The 18,733-nt window shown below is 57.3% G+C and carries 14 protein-coding genes; 9 read left to right on the forward strand and 5 right to left on the reverse strand.

The features are described 5' to 3' along the window. Positions 1-20: 20 nt before the first annotated feature. From QML71_RS05985 to QML71_RS06010, 6 genes are all read left to right on the forward strand, one after another. The gene (locus tag QML71_RS05985; protein WP_282011003.1) at positions 21-1,334 is read left to right on the forward strand and encodes a glucose-6-phosphate isomerase; all 1,314 of its coding nucleotides are present in this window, start codon (positions 21-23) and stop codon (positions 1,332-1,334) included. Positions 1,335-1,339: 5 nt separating this feature from the next. Next, complete coding sequence (locus tag QML71_RS05990; protein ID WP_282011004.1) at positions 1,340-2,590, forward strand: transaldolase family protein; 1,251 nt, start codon at positions 1,340-1,342, stop codon at positions 2,588-2,590. Between the two features lie 4 nt (positions 2,591-2,594). Further along, entirely contained in the window at positions 2,595-3,593 is a 999-nt protein-coding gene (gene glk, locus QML71_RS05995; protein WP_282011005.1) for a glucokinase, read from the forward strand. A 91-nt stretch (positions 3,594-3,684) separates the two neighbouring features. Then, complete coding sequence (locus QML71_RS06000; protein WP_282011006.1) at positions 3,685-4,893, forward strand: argininosuccinate synthase; 1,209 nt, start codon at positions 3,685-3,687, stop codon at positions 4,891-4,893. 28 nt (positions 4,894-4,921) lie between these two features. Continuing rightward, the gene (locus QML71_RS06005; RefSeq protein ID WP_282011007.1) at positions 4,922-6,322 is read left to right on the forward strand and encodes a sigma-54-dependent transcriptional regulator; all 1,401 of its coding nucleotides are present in this window, start codon (positions 4,922-4,924) and stop codon (positions 6,320-6,322) included. After that, positions 6,315-8,342 (forward strand): penicillin-binding protein activator, encoded by a 2,028-nt coding sequence (locus tag QML71_RS06010; RefSeq protein ID WP_282011008.1) that lies wholly within the window; start codon positions 6,315-6,317, stop codon positions 8,340-8,342. Before QML71_RS06005 ends, QML71_RS06010 begins: the two co-directional genes overlap by 8 nt. A gap of 30 nt (positions 8,343-8,372) precedes the next feature. On the opposite strand, the gene QML71_RS06015 is transcribed toward QML71_RS06010, so the two are convergent. The 3 genes from QML71_RS06015 to QML71_RS06025 form a co-directional block, all read right to left on the reverse strand. Then, positions 8,373-10,805, reverse strand: coding sequence for a penicillin-binding protein 1A (locus tag QML71_RS06015; protein WP_282011009.1), 2,433 nt, complete (start codon positions 10,803-10,805; stop codon positions 8,373-8,375). Between the two features lie 42 nt (positions 10,806-10,847). Continuing rightward, the gene (locus QML71_RS06020) at positions 10,848-11,261 is read right to left on the reverse strand and encodes a DUF5069 domain-containing protein (protein ID WP_282011010.1); all 414 of its coding nucleotides are present in this window, start codon (positions 11,259-11,261) and stop codon (positions 10,848-10,850) included. Positions 11,262-11,323: 62 nt separating this feature from the next. After that, positions 11,324-11,791: a leucine-rich repeat domain-containing protein gene (locus QML71_RS06025; protein ID WP_282011011.1), complete on the reverse strand. Its 468-nt coding sequence runs from the start codon at positions 11,789-11,791 to the stop codon at positions 11,324-11,326. Between the two features lie 179 nt (positions 11,792-11,970). Between QML71_RS06025 and QML71_RS06030 the strand changes: the two genes are divergently transcribed. From QML71_RS06030 to QML71_RS06040, 3 genes are all read left to right on the forward strand, one after another. After that, positions 11,971-15,075, forward strand: coding sequence for a nitroreductase family protein (locus QML71_RS06030; protein WP_282011012.1), 3,105 nt, complete (start codon positions 11,971-11,973; stop codon positions 15,073-15,075). 131 nt (positions 15,076-15,206) lie between these two features. Further along, the gene (locus QML71_RS06035; RefSeq protein ID WP_282011013.1) at positions 15,207-15,566 is read left to right on the forward strand and encodes a tetratricopeptide repeat protein; all 360 of its coding nucleotides are present in this window, start codon (positions 15,207-15,209) and stop codon (positions 15,564-15,566) included. 208 nt (positions 15,567-15,774) lie between these two features. Further along, a complete protein-coding gene (locus QML71_RS06040; protein WP_282011014.1) occupies positions 15,775-16,332 on the forward strand; it encodes a twin-arginine translocase TatA/TatE family subunit in 558 nt (185 codons plus the stop codon). Positions 16,333-16,407: 75 nt separating this feature from the next. Here the strand turns inward: QML71_RS06040 and QML71_RS06045 are convergent, their stop codons facing one another. Continuing rightward, entirely contained in the window at positions 16,408-17,421 is a 1,014-nt protein-coding gene (locus QML71_RS06045; protein ID WP_282011015.1) for a lysylphosphatidylglycerol synthase transmembrane domain-containing protein, read from the reverse strand. 107 nt (positions 17,422-17,528) lie between these two features. Then, a complete protein-coding gene (gene nuoD, locus QML71_RS06050; protein WP_282011016.1) occupies positions 17,529-18,719 on the reverse strand; it encodes an NADH dehydrogenase (quinone) subunit D in 1,191 nt (396 codons plus the stop codon). Between the last annotated feature and the right edge of the window lie 14 nt (positions 18,720-18,733).

The following is an 18,733-nucleotide window of genomic DNA, read 5'->3' on the forward strand; positions in this document are numbered from 1 at the left end:
CCGCTTCCACTACTACAGACATGAACCGCCTTTCTCTCAACATCGACAACGTCAAGCCGTTCGTCTCCGCAGACGCGTTGCAGGGATTGCAGGCGGAGGTCACGCGTCTGCACAACCTACTGGAAAGCGGGCAGGGGCTGGGCAACGATTATCTGGGCTGGCTGCACCTGCCTTCTAAAATCGAGGCGGCGGAAATCCAGGCGGTCGAGGCGGCGGCGCAGTCGATCCGTTCCCAGTGCGACGCCTTGATCAGCATCGGCATTGGCGGTTCGTACCTGGGTGCGCGTGCGGCCATCACCTTCTGCAATCCACTGCTGCGCGGCGCCGGCGGCAACGGTCCGGACATCTATTATGCCGGGCACAACCTGAGCGGCGATTACCTGGCTGACCTGCTGGATGTGATCCGCAACAAACGCGTGTGCCTGAACGTTATTTCCAAATCCGGCACCACCACGGAACCGGCCGTCGCCTTCCGCATCCTGAAAGAGGCGTTGGAGCAACAGGTCGGCGTGGAAGAAGCACGGCGACGCATCGTCGCCACCACCGACGAGAAACAGGGTGCGCTCAAGCAACTGGCCGACGCCGAAGGATATCAAACCTTCGTGATTCCGGACGACATCGGCGGCCGTTATTCGGTGCTGACCCCGGTGGGGCTTTTGCCCATTGCCGTGGCCGGGATCGACATCCGCAAGCTGTTGCAGGGCGGGCAGGAGGCGGAGCACGCGGCCACGCAGTCCGCCCGTCTCGATGAGAATCCCGCGTATCTCTATGCGGCGGTGCGCCACCTGCTGTACAAGCAGGACAAGACCACGGAGGTCATGGCCTGTTTCCACCCGGCCTTGCAGTATGTGGCGGAGTGGTGGAAACAGTTGACCGGCGAGAGCGAAGGCAAAGAACAACGCGGCCTGTTCCCGGCTTCGGTCGAGTACACCACCGACCTGCACTCGATGGGGCAATGGATGCAGGAAGGCCAGCGCACCATTTTCGAAACCTTCCTGCTGGTCGCGCAATCGAACCGCGATGTCAGCATTCCACAGTTTGCGGACGATCTGGATGGATTGAATTACCTGGCGGGCAAGGGACTGGATTACGTCAACGACAAAGCTTATCGGGGCACGGCGGCGGCGCATCTGGAAGGCGGCGTGCCGAACCTGTCGCTCACCCTTCAGGACCGCACGCCGGAGACGCTGGGGCAGATGTTTTATTTTTTCGAGCGCGCCGTGGCGCTTTCGGGTTACCTGTTGGGCGTCAATCCCTTCGATCAGCCGGGCGTCGAATTTTACAAGAAAAACATGTTTCAACTTTTGAACAAACCAGGAACCGAAAAGAGGTAATCACCATGGGTACCATTAGTAAAGAATTGGACGACCTCGTGCACAGCATCGCCGCCCGCAAGATTGGACAAGGCGATGTGTCCGGCCAGTACCAGAGCGATCCCATGCTGGCGCGATTGAAGACGTTGGGCAGCGAGTTGTGGATCGATACCGGCGACCTGGAATTGGCGCGCTCCATCTGGCGCAAGGAACTCTCCGCTCTCACCACCAACAACACTCTGGCCAACCAGGTGGTGCAGACCGGTGTCATGGACGACCTCATTCAGGAAACGGTGCAGAAGCTGAACGCCGCCGCCTCCGGTCTCAGCGCCGACGAACAGGTGCGCGAGGTGGGTTTCGTCATCAACTGCCGCATCGCGCTGCGCCTGGTGGAAGCGTTCAAGGTGAAGGTCAGCGTCGAGCTGCACCCCAAAGTGTCGCGCGATCTGGAGGCGACGCTGGACTACGCGCGCCGCTATTACAAGGTGTGCCCGGAATATTTCACCGTCAAGATTCCACTGACGCCGGAAGGCTACCTCGCCGTGCGCACCCTGCGCAAGGAAGGCATCCCCATCAACTTCACCTTGGGTTTCTCGGCGCGGCAGAATTACCTGGCGGCCAGGTTGTCGAACCCGAATTACCTGAACGTATTTCTGGGCCGATTGAACGCGGTGGTCAGTGACAACAAACTGGGCGACGGATCGAACATCGGCGAAAAAGTCACCTTCGCCACGCAGCACGCCGTGCGCGAGGCGGGAAAGCAGGACAAGACGGTGACCTCGAAACTGATCGCCGCCAGCATCAGAAACGGCGAGCAGGTGGCGACCCTGGCCGGGGTCGATGTGCAGACCATCCCGCCCAAGGCCTTGCAGGAGTTTCAGCAGTCGGGCCGCAAGCCGGAGGAGATCGAGAGTATTCTCGACACCGACCTGAAGCCCGGCGTGGACGCGGGCGCGGGTTGGGGCAGGCAGGTGCCGACGCTGTGGGAAGTGGACGACGCTTTCAAGCAGTTCGTGGACGCGTTGCTGGAATCCGGCAATCCGGATGCCATGTCCGGCGAGGACCTGCGGCAATTCTGCGAGGCCCGGAAGGTCGATCTGTTTCACCGTTTCAGCGAGGCCGACTTCAAAAAGATTTACGATCACGGCAAGATTCCGAAACTGGCCGACTGGCCGGAGTCGATCGGCCTCGACGACCTGATGACGCAGTCCGCGCTGCAATCCTTCACCAAGGATCAGGACGCGCTGGACGACCGCATCCGGTCGTTTCTGAAATAGCGGGATGATCTTAGCCGGGGATATCGGCGGCACGCATTGCCGCCTGGCCTTGTTCCGGGATGCGGGCGGCGCGCTGGAAGCCGTCCACGAAGCCCGCTACAAGAGCCGGGAGTTTGAGAATTTTGCGGCGGCGCTGGAAAAGTTTCTGGCCGCATCGAAGCCCGGCTCCCTTGAAAAAGCCTGCTTTGGCATCGCCGGGCCGGTGCAGGACGGACGTTGCCAGGTCACCCATCTCCCCTGGGTGGTGGATGTCCGCGATCTGCGCCGCACGCTGAAGCTGGAGACCGTGGCCTTGATCAACGATTTTGCCGCGCAGGCCGCCGCGGTGCCATTTTTCAATGACGCGGATGTGGCTGTGGTGCAGGCCGGGGAAGCCGACCCCACCGGCAACATCGGCATCCTGGGAGCCGGCACCGGTCTGGGGCAGGCGATTCTGGCTCCGGTGGGAGCGGATTCGCGTTACCTGCTGGTCGAGTCCGAGGGCGGCCATGTGGATTTTCCGGCGCAGACTCCCCTCGAAGCAGAGCTTGTCCAATTCCTCAATAAACAGTATCATCGGGTCTGCGTCGAACACGTGCTTTCCGGCGCGGGCCTCAAATCCCTGTACGATTTTTTTCAGGCCCGGCATCCGGAACCGCCGCCCGAATGGCTGGAGGCGGAGTTGAAACGCGGCGACCCGCCTGAGGTCATTTCCCGTGTGGGGTTGGAGCAACGGTTTGTGCCGTGCGAGCAGGCATTGCACCAGTTTGTGACCACCTTTGGCGCGGTGGCGGGCAACCTGGCGTTGCAGGTCGTCGCCCGGGGCGGCATTTACATCGGCGGCGGTATCGCCCCGAAGATCCTGTCCCTGTTGCAGTCCGACCGGTTTCTGGAAGCGTTTCGCGACAAACACAAATTCGAAACCTGGATGCGGGGCATCCCGGTGCGGGTGATCGTCAACGACCGGTGCGCGGTGTGGGGCGCGGCCCATTACATCCATAGCGACCGGTTTGTGCGCGGCTGAGCAGCTATAAGCTGACCAGCTACAAGCTGAACAGCTACAAGCTGAATTGTTTCATAGCAGGTGAACTCAACTCCATCGAATAGCGAGAATCATGACCGATAAACTGAACAAAATTGTACTGGCTTACTCCGGGGGTCTGGACACCTCCGTCATCATCCAATGGCTGAAAGAAAAGTACCACTGCGAGATCATCGCCTATTGCGCCGACATCGGCCAGGGGGCGGAGTTGGAGCCGGTGCGTGAAAAAGCTCTCGCCACCGGGGCGAGCAAGGTGTTCGTCGAAGACCTGAAGGAAGAATTCGCGCAGGATTTCCTGTTCCCCATGCTGCGCGGCAATGCCTTCTATGAGAATCAGTACCTGCTGGGCACCTCCATCGCGCGGCCCTTGATCGCCAAGGAGCAGATCCGCATCGCCAACCAGGAAGGGGCGGAGGGCGTGTCTCACGGCGCCACCGGCAAGGGCAACGATCAGGTGCGGTTCGAACTCACGTACATGATCCTCAAGCCGGATGTGGTCATCATCGCGCCGTGGCGCGAATGGGATCTGGATTCGCGCAGCAGCCTCATCGATTACGCCACCCGTCACAATATCCCGGTGCCCGTCACCAAGAAAAAGCCGTACAGCATGGACCGCAACCTGTTCCACATCAGTTACGAGGGCGGCGTGCTGGAAGACCCCTGGTACGAACCGGATGACGACATGTTCCTGATGACGAAATCGCCGGAAGCCGCGCCGGACAAACCGACGTATGTCGAGATCACCTACCAGCAGGGCAATCCCATCGCCATCAACGGCGAGGCCATGAGCCCGGCCAACCTGATCGCCACGCTCAACGATCTGGGCGGGGACAACGGCATCGGCCGCATCGATATCGTTGAAAACCGCTTTGTTGGCATGAAGTCGCGCGGCGTGTACGAAACGCCGGGCGGCACCATTCTGCACGCGGCGCACCGGGCTCTGGAAACGCTGGTGATGGACCGCGAGATCATGTTCCTGCGCGACTCGTTGATCCCGACCTATGCCCGGCTCATTTACAATGGATTGTGGTATTCGCCGGAACGGGAACTGTTGCAGAAAACCATCGACGACACGCAGGTGCACGTCAACGGCACCGCCCGCATGAAGCTGTACAAGGGCAACTGCATCCTGGCCGGGGTGAAGGCCGATAAATCCCTGTACAGCAAGGATATGGCCTCCTTCGAGAAAGACGACATCTACCGCCAGGCCGATGCCGAGGGCTTCATCCGTCTCAACGCGTTGCGCCTGAAACTCTATTCACAAACTTTTGGCAATATGTAAATCAATCCCTTACACTAAATTCAGGGATATGAGCAAAATACTGGTGGTCGAAAATGAAAAGAGCATGCGGGACCTGCTCACCATTGTGCTGGAAAAGGATGGGCACGAGGTGGAGACGGCCCGCAATGGCGAGGTCGCGGTGGAGATGGTGCAGGAGCATCAGTACGATGTGGTCCTGACCGACATCAACATGCCGCGCGCCAATGGCATCGATGTGCTCGATGCTGTCAACCGCACCTTGCCGGGCACCCCGGTGATCATGATGACCGCCTATGCCTCCGCCGAGACGGCGGTGGAGACGATGAAGAAGGGTGCTTACGATTACCTGTCGAAGCCCTTCAAGATCGAAGAATTGCAGTTGATCATCAAAAACGCCGCCGAAAAAAAGCGGCTCGCCGATGAAAATTCCTACCTGAAAAGCGCCCTCAAGGACAAGTATCAGTTTGCCAGCATCATCGGCAAAAGCGAAGGCATGCGCCAGGTCTTCGATTACATCGGCAAGGTGGCCAACAGCAACGCCACGGTCATGATCGGCGGCGAAAGCGGCACCGGCAAGGAGTTGGTGGCCAAGGCCCTGCACTACAACAGCAACCGCAAAAACTATCCGTTCATTTCCATCAATTGCGGCGCCATGCCGGAAACCCTGTTGGAAAGCGAGCTGTTCGGCCACGAAAAGGGCGCCTTCACCAGCGCCGATTCGACCAAGGTGGGGTTGATGGAAGCCGCTAACAAGGGAACGTTTTTCCTCGATGAAATTTCCGAAGCCCCGCTTTCGATTCAGGTCAAACTGCTGCGGGTGCTGCAGGAAAAAGAATTCACGCGTGTCGGCGGCACCAAGACGATCAAAGTGGATCTGCGCATCATCGCCGCCTCGAATCGCGACCTCGTGCAGGCGGTCAAGGACAAGGAATTCCGCGAAGACCTGTATTACCGCCTGAAGGTGATCCATATCAGCATCCCGCCGTTGCGCCAGCGCAAGGAAGATATCTCGCTGCTCGTCCATCACTTCATCAACAAGTATTGCGAGGAATACCAGGGCGAAAAAAAAATGAAGTCTATTTCGCCGGAGGCCATCAAAGCGCTGGAAAATTATGACTGGCCGGGCAACGTCCGCGAACTGGAAAATGTCATGGAGCGTGCGGTGGTGCTGGAGACGCAGGACACCATCCAGGTCAGCAGCCTGCCGGAAGAATTGCTCGGTGCTTCGACATCGGTTGCGGACAACATTGTCCCGCCGCTGACGGATGAGCCGATCGACCTTGAAAGCACCCTGGATAAAATTGAAAAGAAGATGCTGCTGGGTGCGCTCGACAAATCCGATGGCATGATCAACAAGGCCGCCAAGCTGTTGAACCTGAGTTTTCGGTCGATGCGTTACCGTGTCAAAAAGCACAACCTGAAAGGTAAAATGGATCGCAACGATGAGTGACGGACTGCAACGAAAAATGCGATTCCGCAAAAAAAATCCGGCCAGGATGACGGGCCTGCTGGGAATTCTGTTGTGGGGTTGCCTGTTGGCGGTGGTTTTGCCGGCCCATGCTCAGCAGTCCACGGGTCTCGACTCCGGAAGCACTCTCTTCTACAAAGGCGAGACCCTGTTCCATGAAGGCAACTACCTGGGTGCGAAAGCGGTTTTTGAGGAGTTCCTGGACCGGTACCCGGCAGAGCCACGCCGCCCGCAAGCCTTTTTTCGTCTGGGGCAAATCGAGTTTCAGAACGGTTTTTATACGTCCGCACAGGAGTACTTTCAACGGTTCATTCAATTTTTTCCGGATTCCACCTGGGTGTACCACGCCCGCCTGAAAATTGCGGAATGCCTGTTTCATCTGGAAAACCTGGAAGAAGCCGAGAAGTTGTTGCGGGCGACCATTAAGGTCGATCCGGACACGACGCACAAGTGGAAGGCGTATTCGTATCTCGCACGCCTGGACGATCTGCGCACGCAATACGATCAGGCTCTCCACAAATTCAAACGGATTGTGGAGAAAGGGCTGGATGAAGACCTCAAGGCTTATGCCCGCCAGGCGATAGAAGCCATCGTTGAAGACAAGCTGACGAAGCAACAATTGTTGAACATGAACCGGATACTGGGCAAAGAATATCCCGGCGATCTGATTCTGAACAAACTGATTCACATTTTCCGCAATGAACGGGACCTGGGCAACTACCAGATTGCGCTCGAAAATTTTCTCATCCGGTTTCCCGACAGCGCCTTGACAGATGAAATGCGCGCCGCATTGAATGGGTTCCGCGATCAATCGGAAAATGAAATCCGCGTGGGGGTGGTGCTCCCCTTGTCCGGACAGCGGGCGCTCGTGGGGCAGCAGGTGTTGCAGGGCATTCAACTGGCGTACAGCCAGGTCAGCGCCGGCAACAAGGGGCAGATCAAGCTGGAGGTCAAGGATTCGGGATTGGGACGCAACACAACGGAAGTGATGGAAGATCTGGCCCGCGATCCCAACGTGGTCGGTATCGTCGGCCCCATCCTGAGCTGGGAAATCCAGGACAGCATCCCGGCCATTGAAAAATACCGCATGCCCGTGTTCTCGCCGACGGCTTCGACCAGTGGGCTGGCGGAACTGAGTCCTTATGTATTCCGCAACGCACTGACCAAAGAATTGCAGGCGCGCTTCCTCGCCCGTTATGCGGTCAATCATTTGAACCTGTACCGGATCGCTGTTTTGTATCCCACTGAATACTACGGTGAGATCATGCGGGACGACTTCGAGAAAGAGGTGCGGGCACTGGGCGGGGAGGTGGTCACGTCTCTGGCTTACGACCGGTCGCAGAATGATTTCAGAGAGCAGATTCTCAATTTGGGAGGCGTTCCCGACGACCGTTTGAAATGGATGGTCAACCGCTTTCTCCGGCGCGGCGCCAAGCCGCCGCCCTTGAATGACAAGGGCAACATTTCGCGTCCCATCATCGATGGGGGACTGTTTTCTGGAAACGAATCGGAAGGTTTGAAAGTGGCGCTTGAGGTCAATTACGATGCCATTTTCATTCCCGGATTTTATGACAAGGTGGGACTGATGATCCCGCAGTTTGCGTTTTACAACATCGAGAATATTTTATTCCTGGGCGGCAACGGCTGGAACTCTCCGGAGCTTGTGGAAATGGCCCGGCATTACATGCACTCGGTGTTGTTCGTGGACGGATTTTTTTCGGAAGGGGAGGACCCCAATACCAAAAAGTTTGTTGAGGATTTTCAAAAACGGTTCGGCAGCAAACCCACGGTGCTTGCGGCTCAGGCCTACGATACGGCCAACATGATGTTTCAGGCCATTCTGAATGGCGGCTACAATCGGTTGGAAGTGTACGAGCGCTTGCAACAGATCGAGGATTACCCCGGCGTGGCGGGCACGACCACCATGCTGCCGACGGGCGATACCGACCGCAGCCTGGTGAAGCTGAGCGTTCAGGAAGGGCGCATCGTTCCCGTCAACTGATGACGAGACCGTCTTCGTTCTGAAATTGAATCAAAAGTTGTCCTTGCCCAGGATGGCTTCCAACTCTCCCGCCTTCATCGGCAGGTTGTCGCGCAAAAACATTTCGAGTTGGGCCTTGGGATTGTCGTAGTTCGCGGCGTAGCCGGTTTCGGGATTCACCTTCATGTAAACCACCTCGTCACTCACCGGAAAATCCTTCACTGCCCGGCCTTGAAGCGCCTCCTCCATGAATTGCAGCCAGATGGGGATGGCGGCGCGCGAACCGGTTTCATTCACCCCCATGGTCTCGTCCCGGTCCTTACCCACCCAGACGCCGGTCACCAGTTCCGGGGAATAGCCCATGAACCAGGCATCGATGTAATTGTTGGTGGTGCCGGTCTTCGCTGCAATCGGGCGATTCAACACCTTCACCTTTCTTCCCGTGCCGTGATCCACCACGCTGCGCATCAGGTCGGTTATGATCGCCGCCAACCCGGACGAGATCACCTGCTTTTTCTCTATATTTGGGGTGTAGATCATTTCCCCGTCCCGGTCCAGGATCATGCGGATAGGAATCGGCTCGATGCGCTGCCCCTGGTTGGCGAACACGGCGTAAGCCCGGACCAGTTCGTACAGCGTCACCCCCGAAGAACCGAGAGCGATGGACAGGTTATTCGCCATGGGGCTTTGGATGCCCAGGCGTTGCGAAACTTCGACGGCTTTGGGCACGCCGGTGTGTTGCAGGAGTTTGATGGTCACCACATTGCGCGAATGGGTGAGGGCGGTGCGCAGCGACGTGGGTCCGTAAAATTTTTCGGAAAAATTGACCGGCTTCCATTTGTCGAAGGTGTCTTCTTTTTCCTTGAAGATGATCGGCGAGTCGATGACGATGCTGGCAGGCGTGTAGCCGTCTTCGATCGCCGCCGCAAAAATGATGGGTTTGAATGCGGAGCCGGGTTGGCGTATCGCCTGGGTGGCGCGGTTGAACTGACTCTTTTTGAAATCGTAGCCACCCACCATGGCTTTGATGTGACCGGTTGTCGGGTCCAGGCTGATGAGCCCCGCCTGCACTTCCGGCTCCTGCTCCAGGCTCAAATTCCATTGGGTGGTGTTCTGCTTCTGGCCCAGTTTGACCATGATGACGTCACCAACGGCGAGGGCATGGCGTGCGTTCTGGATTTTGGACCAGCGAATATCCAGCCGCGTGTTGGGTTCGCGCGCCCAGTCCATATTCTCCAACGGGATCGTGCCCTGCATGCCTCCCAGGTACACCTTGGCCTCATCCTGTGTCACGCGGGTGACAAGGCCATGGACGATATTGCCTTCGACAACCGGCTGCTCTTCGCTGGCTTCGACGGTGGTTTCGGATTCGGCGTTCAGTTTCGCCAGCAGCGTGTCCAACGCCTCGCGGTCGCTGAAATCGCTCACGCGTTGCAGCGGGCCCCGGTAGCCAAAGCGTTTGTCCGCTTCGCGCAATCCTTCCCGCACCGCTTTTTGCGCGGATACCTGATTGGCATAGTTGAGCGTGGTGTATATTTTGAGGCCATCGCGGTACAGTTTGCTGGAGCCGTATTTTTCCTGAATGAACTGGCGAATGTATTCGACGAAGTACGGGGCCTTGTTGATGGGGTCCATCACTTGGCCGAGTTTGACTTCTTCGGCGAGCGCCTGCTCCTTCTCCTGTTCGGTGATGAAGCCAAGGTGGGCCATGCGGCGGATGGCATGGTTGCGGCGGCCGATCGATTTTTCCAGATCCTTGTAAGGGGAATAATGATTGGGCGCTTTGGGCAGCCCGGAGATCAAGGCGCATTCCGCGATGCTCAGGTCCTTGACCGGCTTGCCGAAATAGGTCCGGGCGGCGGCTTCCACGCCGTAGCTGCCATGGCCGTAATAAATCTGGTTGAGATACATCTCCAGGATGTCTTCCTTGGTGAACACCAGCTCCATGCGGATCGCCAGAATGGCTTCCCGGATTTTGCGTTCCAGGCTGCGTTCAAAGGAAAGAAAAAGCGTTTTCGATAACTGTTGGGTGATGGTGCTGCCACCTTCCACCACATGCCCCGCCTGAAAGTTTGTGATCATCGCCCGGACGATGGCTTTGGGATCGATGCCGAAATGGTAATAGAAGTTGGAGTCTTCGATAGCCAGCGTGGCCTGTTTCAGATGCAGTGGGATGTCTTCCAGGGGAGCGAGGACGCGCTTCTCGATGTAAAACTCCGCGATCAATTCATCGTTTTCCGAATACACGCGGGAGATGGTGCTGGGTTGGTAATCCCTGAGTTGGCGGACGTCCGGCAATCCTTTGGAGTATTTGAAGTAGATGAAACCGGCGGCGCCGAACCCGACGATCAACCCCAGCAACGTGACGCCGAGAAAGGAATACAGCAGAATCCGCTTCCACCGTTTTGGCGAAGGTTTGCCGGCAGGGTTGTGGCGCTGGGGACGTTGGGGTTGCTGGTTTTTTAGAAATTTTTTATCGTTCATTCAGGTCAGGGAAAGGCCGTTCTGCATAGGCACAGGCAGGACTTACATTCGGCCTTCTTCCAGATCGATCAACTCCGCCCAACTGGTGATGTCGAATCGATTGCGGTCGATGGAGTTCAAAATATCCTTGAACTTTCTTTTGGCGTCATCCGTGTCCGGAGAGGCGTTCAGGATCGATTCGTTTATTTTCTCGAAATCCCTGCGGGACTTGGACTGCACGAGATACTCGACCCATTCCTCAATGGTCGCTTCCGGCAACGTGGATGCTTTGTCCATGAAGGCATCGGAATCGACATTCAGGAACTCCAGAATCTGTTTATCGAGAGGGCACGGATAAATATACTCTCCCAGCGTGTTTTCTTTGCAGGCGCGGGCTTTATCGATCATGCGCGGAACATGGACGAGCCCTGCCAGGCGTTGTCTCGGGCTGCGTGGATACTTGCTGGTTAAATTCATAAGACATCAATCGGGAAAAGGTTCGAACCGGTGGTGGAACATCCCGCTGGACCCAACGGCGTTCAGTCCAGGCGGACACGGTTCAGGTTTTTAAAAAAACTGGATTGCTTGATGGCGGTTGCACCTTCCGGACCCAGATCGTTGCGGAACAGGTCGAGCGTGTTGAGGCTTGTAAAATTTTCCGCCGCGGCCAGATGCCGGGCGCCTTCAGCGCCAATCTGGTTGAATTTCATGATAAGTTGCTCCAGACCGGACAGGTGATTGGAATGAGCGAGACAGCGGGCGCCCTCCGAGGTGATCTTGTTGGACTTGAGGTTCAGGACTTTCAGATTATTGATGTGGGGACTGTCTGCCAACGCTGCAATTCCATCATCGCTGATTTCGTTGTCTCCCAACTCCAGTTTGACGACCTGGCCCAACTGTTCCATCCCGGCCAGCGCCTTGGCACCCTCGTCGCCGATTTTGCGATTGTCCAGGTCCAGAGTGTCGCCATTGATGAAATTCTTTTTGAACAGCTCTTCGAAATCCATATTATTTCAAACCCCTAGCTAGTCGCAATCATCTAATTCTTAAGTTTATTTAATTTTTCAAACCCGATCAAGGGCCAAGACCGATTTGCCGGGAATTGTTTTGGGAGTCCGGTTATGAAGTTCCGCGGTCCCTTGATTTATCGTCCGGTACCTCAGGGAGGGTCCATCGTATTTCTACCATGAGTCGCGACGCCGTCAAGTCCACCATATCCTATCATCAACGGACCAAGCATCATTTCAACCAACTGGCACGGGGACCGGGGCACCTCGACTGGGCGACGCAACCCAACCCGTTTCGCAGGTACGAACAGGCGCCGCTCGTTTACCTGCCGCCCGTCGTGGCCGATGACTCCCCACCTTATCATAAAATTTTTGAAGCCGATGCCATTCCGCCGCGCCCGCTCAATGCGGATTCCATCTCGCGCTTTTTTGAACTGTCGCTTGCCGTGTCGGCGTGGAAGCAGGCGGGCGACAACAGTTGGGCGCTGCGCAGCAATCCATCGAGCGGCAATCTGCATCCGACGGAAGGCTATGCGGTGCTCGATGCAATGGCGGGCATCGGTGCCACGCCGGGTGTTTACCATTACGCGCCTAAAGAACACGGGCTGGAACGACGTGCCGAATTGATGGCGGAGCAGTTTCAATCCCTGCTGACGGAGTTCCCAGACGGAACGTTCCTTGCCGGATTGACATCGATCCATTGGCGCGAAGCGTGGAAATACGGTGAACGCGCGTTCCGCTATTGCCAGCACGATATCGGCCATGCGCTGGCTGCATACCGCATCGCCGCCGCGGTGCTGGGATGGAAGCTGGTGCTGTTGGAGGACATGGACGATGCGTCGATCGCCACATTGTTTGGCATCGACCGCGATGATGACTTTAGCGATGCGGAGCGCGAGCATCCGGACCTGGTGGTGGCGGTGTTCACGCAACCGGTGCAATCATTACCGCAAACGCGACGGCTTCCGGGAGAAGCGTTGGCAGGACTTTGCAGTGCGAAGTGGGTGGGGCAGGCCAACCGTCTCAGCCCGGACCACCGCGAATGGCCGGTCATCAATGAAGTGGCGGAGTCGTCATTGAAGAATGAAACGGGAACCTGGGACGCGGGTTCCGCACCGTTCACCTCTTGCACCGATTGGTTGAATGCGGACTTGTCCCTCAGGCAGCAGCGGGTGACGGCGCGGCAGATCATCCGCCAGCGCCGCAGTGCGGTGGCCTTCGATGGCATCACCGGCATGAGCCGCGACGCGTTTTACAAAACCCTGGCGCAGACCATTCAGCCCTTGCCCGCCGATGCCGTGCCGTGGCAGCCTGGCATTCATTTTTGTTTGTACGTGCACCGGGTCGATGGTTTGCCTCCGGGAGTTTATTTTTTCCTGCGTGATCTGCAGCAACTGCAACGTGTGAAAGCAATCACCGATCCCGGATTTTTGTGGAAGAAACCGGAGGCGTGCCCGGATGAACTCCCTCTCTACGTATTGAGTGAGACCAACGTGCAACGGCAGGCGGCGCAGGTGAGCTGCACGCAGGAGATCGCCGGGCAGAGCGCGTTCAGCCTGGGTATGATCGCCGACTTCGACAACACGCTTCAGCAGCAGGGCGCGTGGTACTACCGTCGCCTGTTCTGGGAAGCGGGGATGGTGGGGCAGATGCTGTACCTTGCTGCGGAATACATGGGGCTGCGGGCGACGGGCATCGGCTGTTATTTCGACGATCCGGTGCATGAAATTTTGCGGCTGCGCGGCAATGCGTTTCAGAGTTTGTATCATTTCACCCTTGGCGGTGCGGTGGAGGACAAACGATTGACCACGCATCCGGCGTACGCCTGGTCGTGCGATCTGGTGGAAAGCCGCTTTGCGGCGCGGCCGGGGGGCGCGGAGTCCAACGCCTGTGCTGAACGCACGCGGACGTTGCCGGACGCAGCCTGTGTCGAATGGCACGGCAAACGGGTGAGCCGGATCGGTGCCGGACTGAAACGGTTTGGACGCATCAAACGTCAACATCAGGAAGCGATGGATGCGTTGCTGCAAAGCACGCTCAACGTGATCGAAACCTCTCCCGACGAATCCGAAGGTGAAGACCAGGTGGTGCTGGGCAATGCGTTGAACCGGCGCGTGAACGCAGACGAGGGCGGCGCGGAAGGGGTGTTCGTGATTGCTGGAATAGGCCTGGCGAAAGGGCGGCATCATCGTTTGTTGCAGGATATGGAACAACGCGGCCGTGCCTTTCCGGATGTGATTTCCCTCGGCACGGGACGCGCCTTCTGCATGCATCCTGAGTTTTTAAAGGACCAGATCGACCGCTCCCTGCGCCGCTCCGGCCTGCCGCAACTGGATCTGGCGATCCTGCGCTTGCCGGAAAACGGATTGCAGGCTCTTGGAGCCGAAGCCTGCCGCCAGCAGGTACGTCGTGCGTTTCTATATTTACAGGAGGAATGCGATCGTGGTCACATCGGCGGCTTCGGCATCGCCTGTCCCCTGTGGCTCGACCCGGAGAACGTAATGAAAGAGTTTTCATTGGAAACCGTGTACGCCGGCAACAAGGACTTGAAAGGATTTCAGGCGGTCGAGTTTGCAGCCAACTTCATTCACGATCAAGCCGTGGTGGGCACGCCGGAGGTGCCGTCCTTGCTGGAGCGGGCGCGGGGGTTGGGACTCAAAACCCTTTGCGGTACACCGTTGCGCGCGGTCGTGGAGGGCGAGGATGTGTTGCTGGTCGATTACCCGCCATGTGAATCCGAAAACCGCGAGGCTAAGTGGGACTGGGTGCTTGATGAATTGAAGGAACTCGAAACACGCATCCATCTTAACAGCATGGCCGATGGGCGCAACCTGAAAGAGGTGCTGGAGCAGGCGAGCATCCCGTCGCCGTTCAAGTTTCGCGACCTCATCGAACCGGTGCGCCATTTTCAACCGCAGCACACGGCGCAACTGAACGAAGCGCTCGACCAGATTCAGCAGATTTATTTCCGTGCGCGGTCGCTGGGCGAGCAGATCGTGCAGGCGCGGCTGTGGGACCCGGTCAGTTTTGATGAAATGATGGACACCGGCGAGCAGTATTTCAGTTGGATCGCGCAGGATTTGAAAATCCGCTTCCACCAGGAATCCAACTCGAATGTGGCCTTGCTGCGCAGTCGTTATTTTGCGGACGCGCCGGAGACCATTCCTCTGCAAGTACTGGGAGTGCAATGGTTGTTGGGGCAGGGCGTGGACGTGGTGCTGTCCGGCATGACGCAGGCGGGGTATGTGAAGGAAGCGGAAACTCTGTTGAAGGCGCTTTCTTAGAGGGTTCGAAGATATTAAGAAAAGAGTGAGTGGCTGCAAGAAAGCCGGTGCCCAGAAAATGATTTAATTCGGGCATAGAAAATGATAGGCTTTTTTATAATCGTAAACCAAAATTTCTGGGAGATAGAAATATGAGAACACTGGTGGTCAGTTTGCTCGTTGCAATCATGATGATGTTCCCGTTTTCGGCTCTGGCGGATGAAGGACCTATGAAGTTGCCCGATAGTGCTCCCGAAAGTGCAAAAATGCATAATCAAGAAGGCATCAAACATTGGAATAAAGGCCATTACGATGTGGCGTTCAAGCATTTTGAAGAATCTGCAGGCATCGATGCCTCCAATGGTGAAATCCATTTTAACGAGGCCATCGCTTTGGACAAGATGGGACAGCACGGGAAAGCCACCATGCATTTCAAGGCTGCCAAATCTCGTGCCGGTGGCAATGAGGCGATTGTCAATTCTCCGATCCTGAACGCGCACATCGGCGGTTGACCGGCTTCCCGGGTTCCGCAACGTTGCGGTAAATTAAGCAGAAGTCCTTTATTTACAAGGACTTCTGCTTTTTTTATGTGGGGCGTTTCTGTCATGGATCTTTGTTGACAGGGTGGTTTAGGCCGGTTTGTGGATATGCTATAATTTGTTTAGTATTTTCCTGAGAGCCTGTCAGGGTCCGACTATTTTTATTCAGCGAGGTTTCTTTATGATGGGGATCGGTTTTCCAGAGTTGATGGTGATCTTGGTGATCATCATGATCATTTTCGGTGCCGGCAAACTTCCCGAGATCGGCAGCGCATTTGGAAACAGTATCCGCAACTTCAAAAAGTCGATGAAGGAAGCGGAAGAAGGGGACGAAACCGCCGCCGTGCCGGAACAGACCGAGTCCACCTCGGCAGGTGACAGCGCCTCGACATTGCAACCCGACGCGCATCCGTCAACGCAGACCGCGTCCCCGGCACCGTCTTCCAGCCAGCCGGTCACGGCCAATGCGACCAAGGTGACGGATACCGCAAAAGCGCCTGCCCCGCAACCGGCGCAGGGTCAGAATCCCGCTACCGGCGGCAAGAAAAAGGACAAGCCGAAAGACGAAGCGGAACAGATGATCGAGGACGCGATCAACGAGATCAAGGAAAAACGCATCGGCACCGTCAAGAGCCCGCACGACGGACTGGTTCAGCAGAGCGACGTGTTCACCGACTCCTTGAAGCGCACGCCGTTCGGACGCGGCCGCGATCGCGGCATTTCGCGCGACGTTTTTTAGATGAATTGAGTTGGAAGTTTGGAAGCACGGCCATTCGGAGGTTCATGTTAAAAGTGAATCCGGATGGCCGTTTTTTTATTTCAGGGTTGTTCGGGGGGATTCCACGGGCACGCGCACCGGCTTGAAGGCGGCGCTGCCGCCGAGCAAGAGGCCGAGCCCGATCCAGATCAATTCGCGGATGCGGCGCACCAGCGATACGGCAAGACCGAGGTTGCCGGCCAGACCCATGGCGATGAAGATCACCACCAGCCCCGCTTCCTGCGCGCCCAGGCTGAGCGGGATGAAAAAACTACCCACCCGCACCAATTGCAGGATGGCCTCGATGGTCCACAACTCCATCCAGCTCAACTCGACACCGAAAAAATACAGAGTGAAATAAAGTTCGAGCACGCCCGCCACCCAGCCCAGCCAGCCGTAGAAGATCGATTGCAAACACCGCCGCGGATGGTTGCGGTAATAGCCGGACATCATGGTGCACAGGGCGAGCAGGTGATCGACGGCGGGCCGCGCTTCGCTTTTGGGGAAGCTGCGGTCGAACCAGCCGACGAGAACGCTCAGGCACCCGGTTGTCTGAAACAGCAGGAACAGGATGATGAGGACGGAGAAGGTGATGAGCCCGGTGGCGCTGCCGGTGGCGAATGCTTCATCGATGCCCTCGATCTGGAACAGGAAGACGGTGCCGGGAATCATGAACAGGATGAGGCTCAGCATGAGCGTGGTGCGCGCCACCACCTGCGAGGCGAGGCCTTGTTTGTATCCCAGTTCGTACTGCGCCTTCAGGAAGTGGGCTTTCACCGGTTCGCCGCCCAGCGAGCCGAACGGGGTGATGGCGTTGAAGGCTTCGCCGATGGTGCGCACTTTCCATAAGGCGAAGGTGGTGAGGCGTGCCGCTTCCTCCGGCTTGAAGGCGAACTGCCACGAGCGGGCGTCGAAGTAGGCGACCAGCCCGTACGCAAGAAAGACCAGGCCGAATCCCCAGCCCAGCGTCAACAGGTGCTGGGTGACGTCGCTGAAATCGACGGCGCGTACGGCCCAGGCAAACAGCCCGACGCCGAACAGGAAAAAAAGGGGTTTCAGGATTTTAGACATGGATGTACGGATGACCGGGAATGTTGAGCGTGCGCGACACGTTACCCTTTGAGGATAAAATCAATCGCAGGGGAGGTCAACCGTATTGACCGGAAACAGGAAGGCCGTTACCGGTCGCACTCGCCGCCGATCATGTTGAGCATGTCGAAGGTGGGGATGATGTCGGCCAGCATCTGCCCGCGTGTGATGACTTCCATTGCCGCCGTCATGGTGAAGCAGGGCGGGCGCACGCGGCATTTGTAGGGATGGCCGGAGCCGTCGCTGACCAGATAAAATCCGAGTTCACCGTTGGCCGCCTCGGTACCCAGGTACACTTCACCGACCGGCGGTTTGAGGCCGTCGATCATTAGCTTGAAGTGGGCGATCATCTCCTCCATGCGGGTGTACACATCCTGCTTGGAAGGTTGGCGCATGTAAGGGTTGTCCACATTGATGGGACCGTCGGGCATGTCCCTCATGGCCTGCTTGACGATTCGGTAGCTCTGCTTGATCTCTTCCATGCGCACCAGGTAGCGGTCGAAGTTGTCGCCGGTGCGGCCCAGCGGGATATCGAAATCCAACCGGTCGTAAACCAGATACGGCTGGGCTTTGCGCACGTCGTAATCGACGCCGCAGGCGCGGAGACACGGACCGGTGAAGCCGAAGGAAATGGCTTTTTCCGTGGACAACATGCCGGTGTTGCACATGCGGTCCAGAAAAATACGGTTTTTGGTGAGCAGTTTGTCCACGTCGTCGAACAGCGCGTCCAGTTTCGGATAGGCGGCTTTCAGATCGTCGTCGAGGTCTTCCGGGATGTCGCACATCAAGCCGCCGATGCGTACGTAGTTGGAGGTCAGCCGCGCGCCGCAGATCTTTTCCAGAATGTCCCACAAAATTTCGCGGGCTTCGACGAAGTAGATGAAGGCGGTGAGCGCGCCCAGCTCCAGAGCCGCCGCGGCGATGTTGGTGTAGTGATCGGCGATGCGCATCAACTCGTTGGTGACGACGCGGATGTATTGACAGCGGTCCGTGCACTCGATGCCCAGCAGTTTTTCGACGGCCAGGGCGTAGCCGATATTGTTCATGATGGCGGAGCAGTAATTCAGCCGGTCCGTGTACGGGAACACGTTGGTCCACGTGACGCTTTCGCACATCTTTTCGAAACCGCGGTGCAGGTAACCCACTTCCACTTCGCAATCGACCACCGTTTCGCCATCCAGCATCAACAGGAACTTGACGGTTCCGTGCGTCGCCGGGTGGGACGGGCCCATGTTGAGAATCATGTATTCGCTGTGCAGGTTTTCCTTGAGATCGGACATGTCTTCCTTTCAGC

Origin of the sequence: Nitrospina watsonii (genome assembly GCF_946900835.1) — a bacterium.
Taxonomy (GTDB): Bacteria; Nitrospinota; Nitrospinia; order Nitrospinales; family Nitrospinaceae; genus Nitrospina; species Nitrospina watsonii.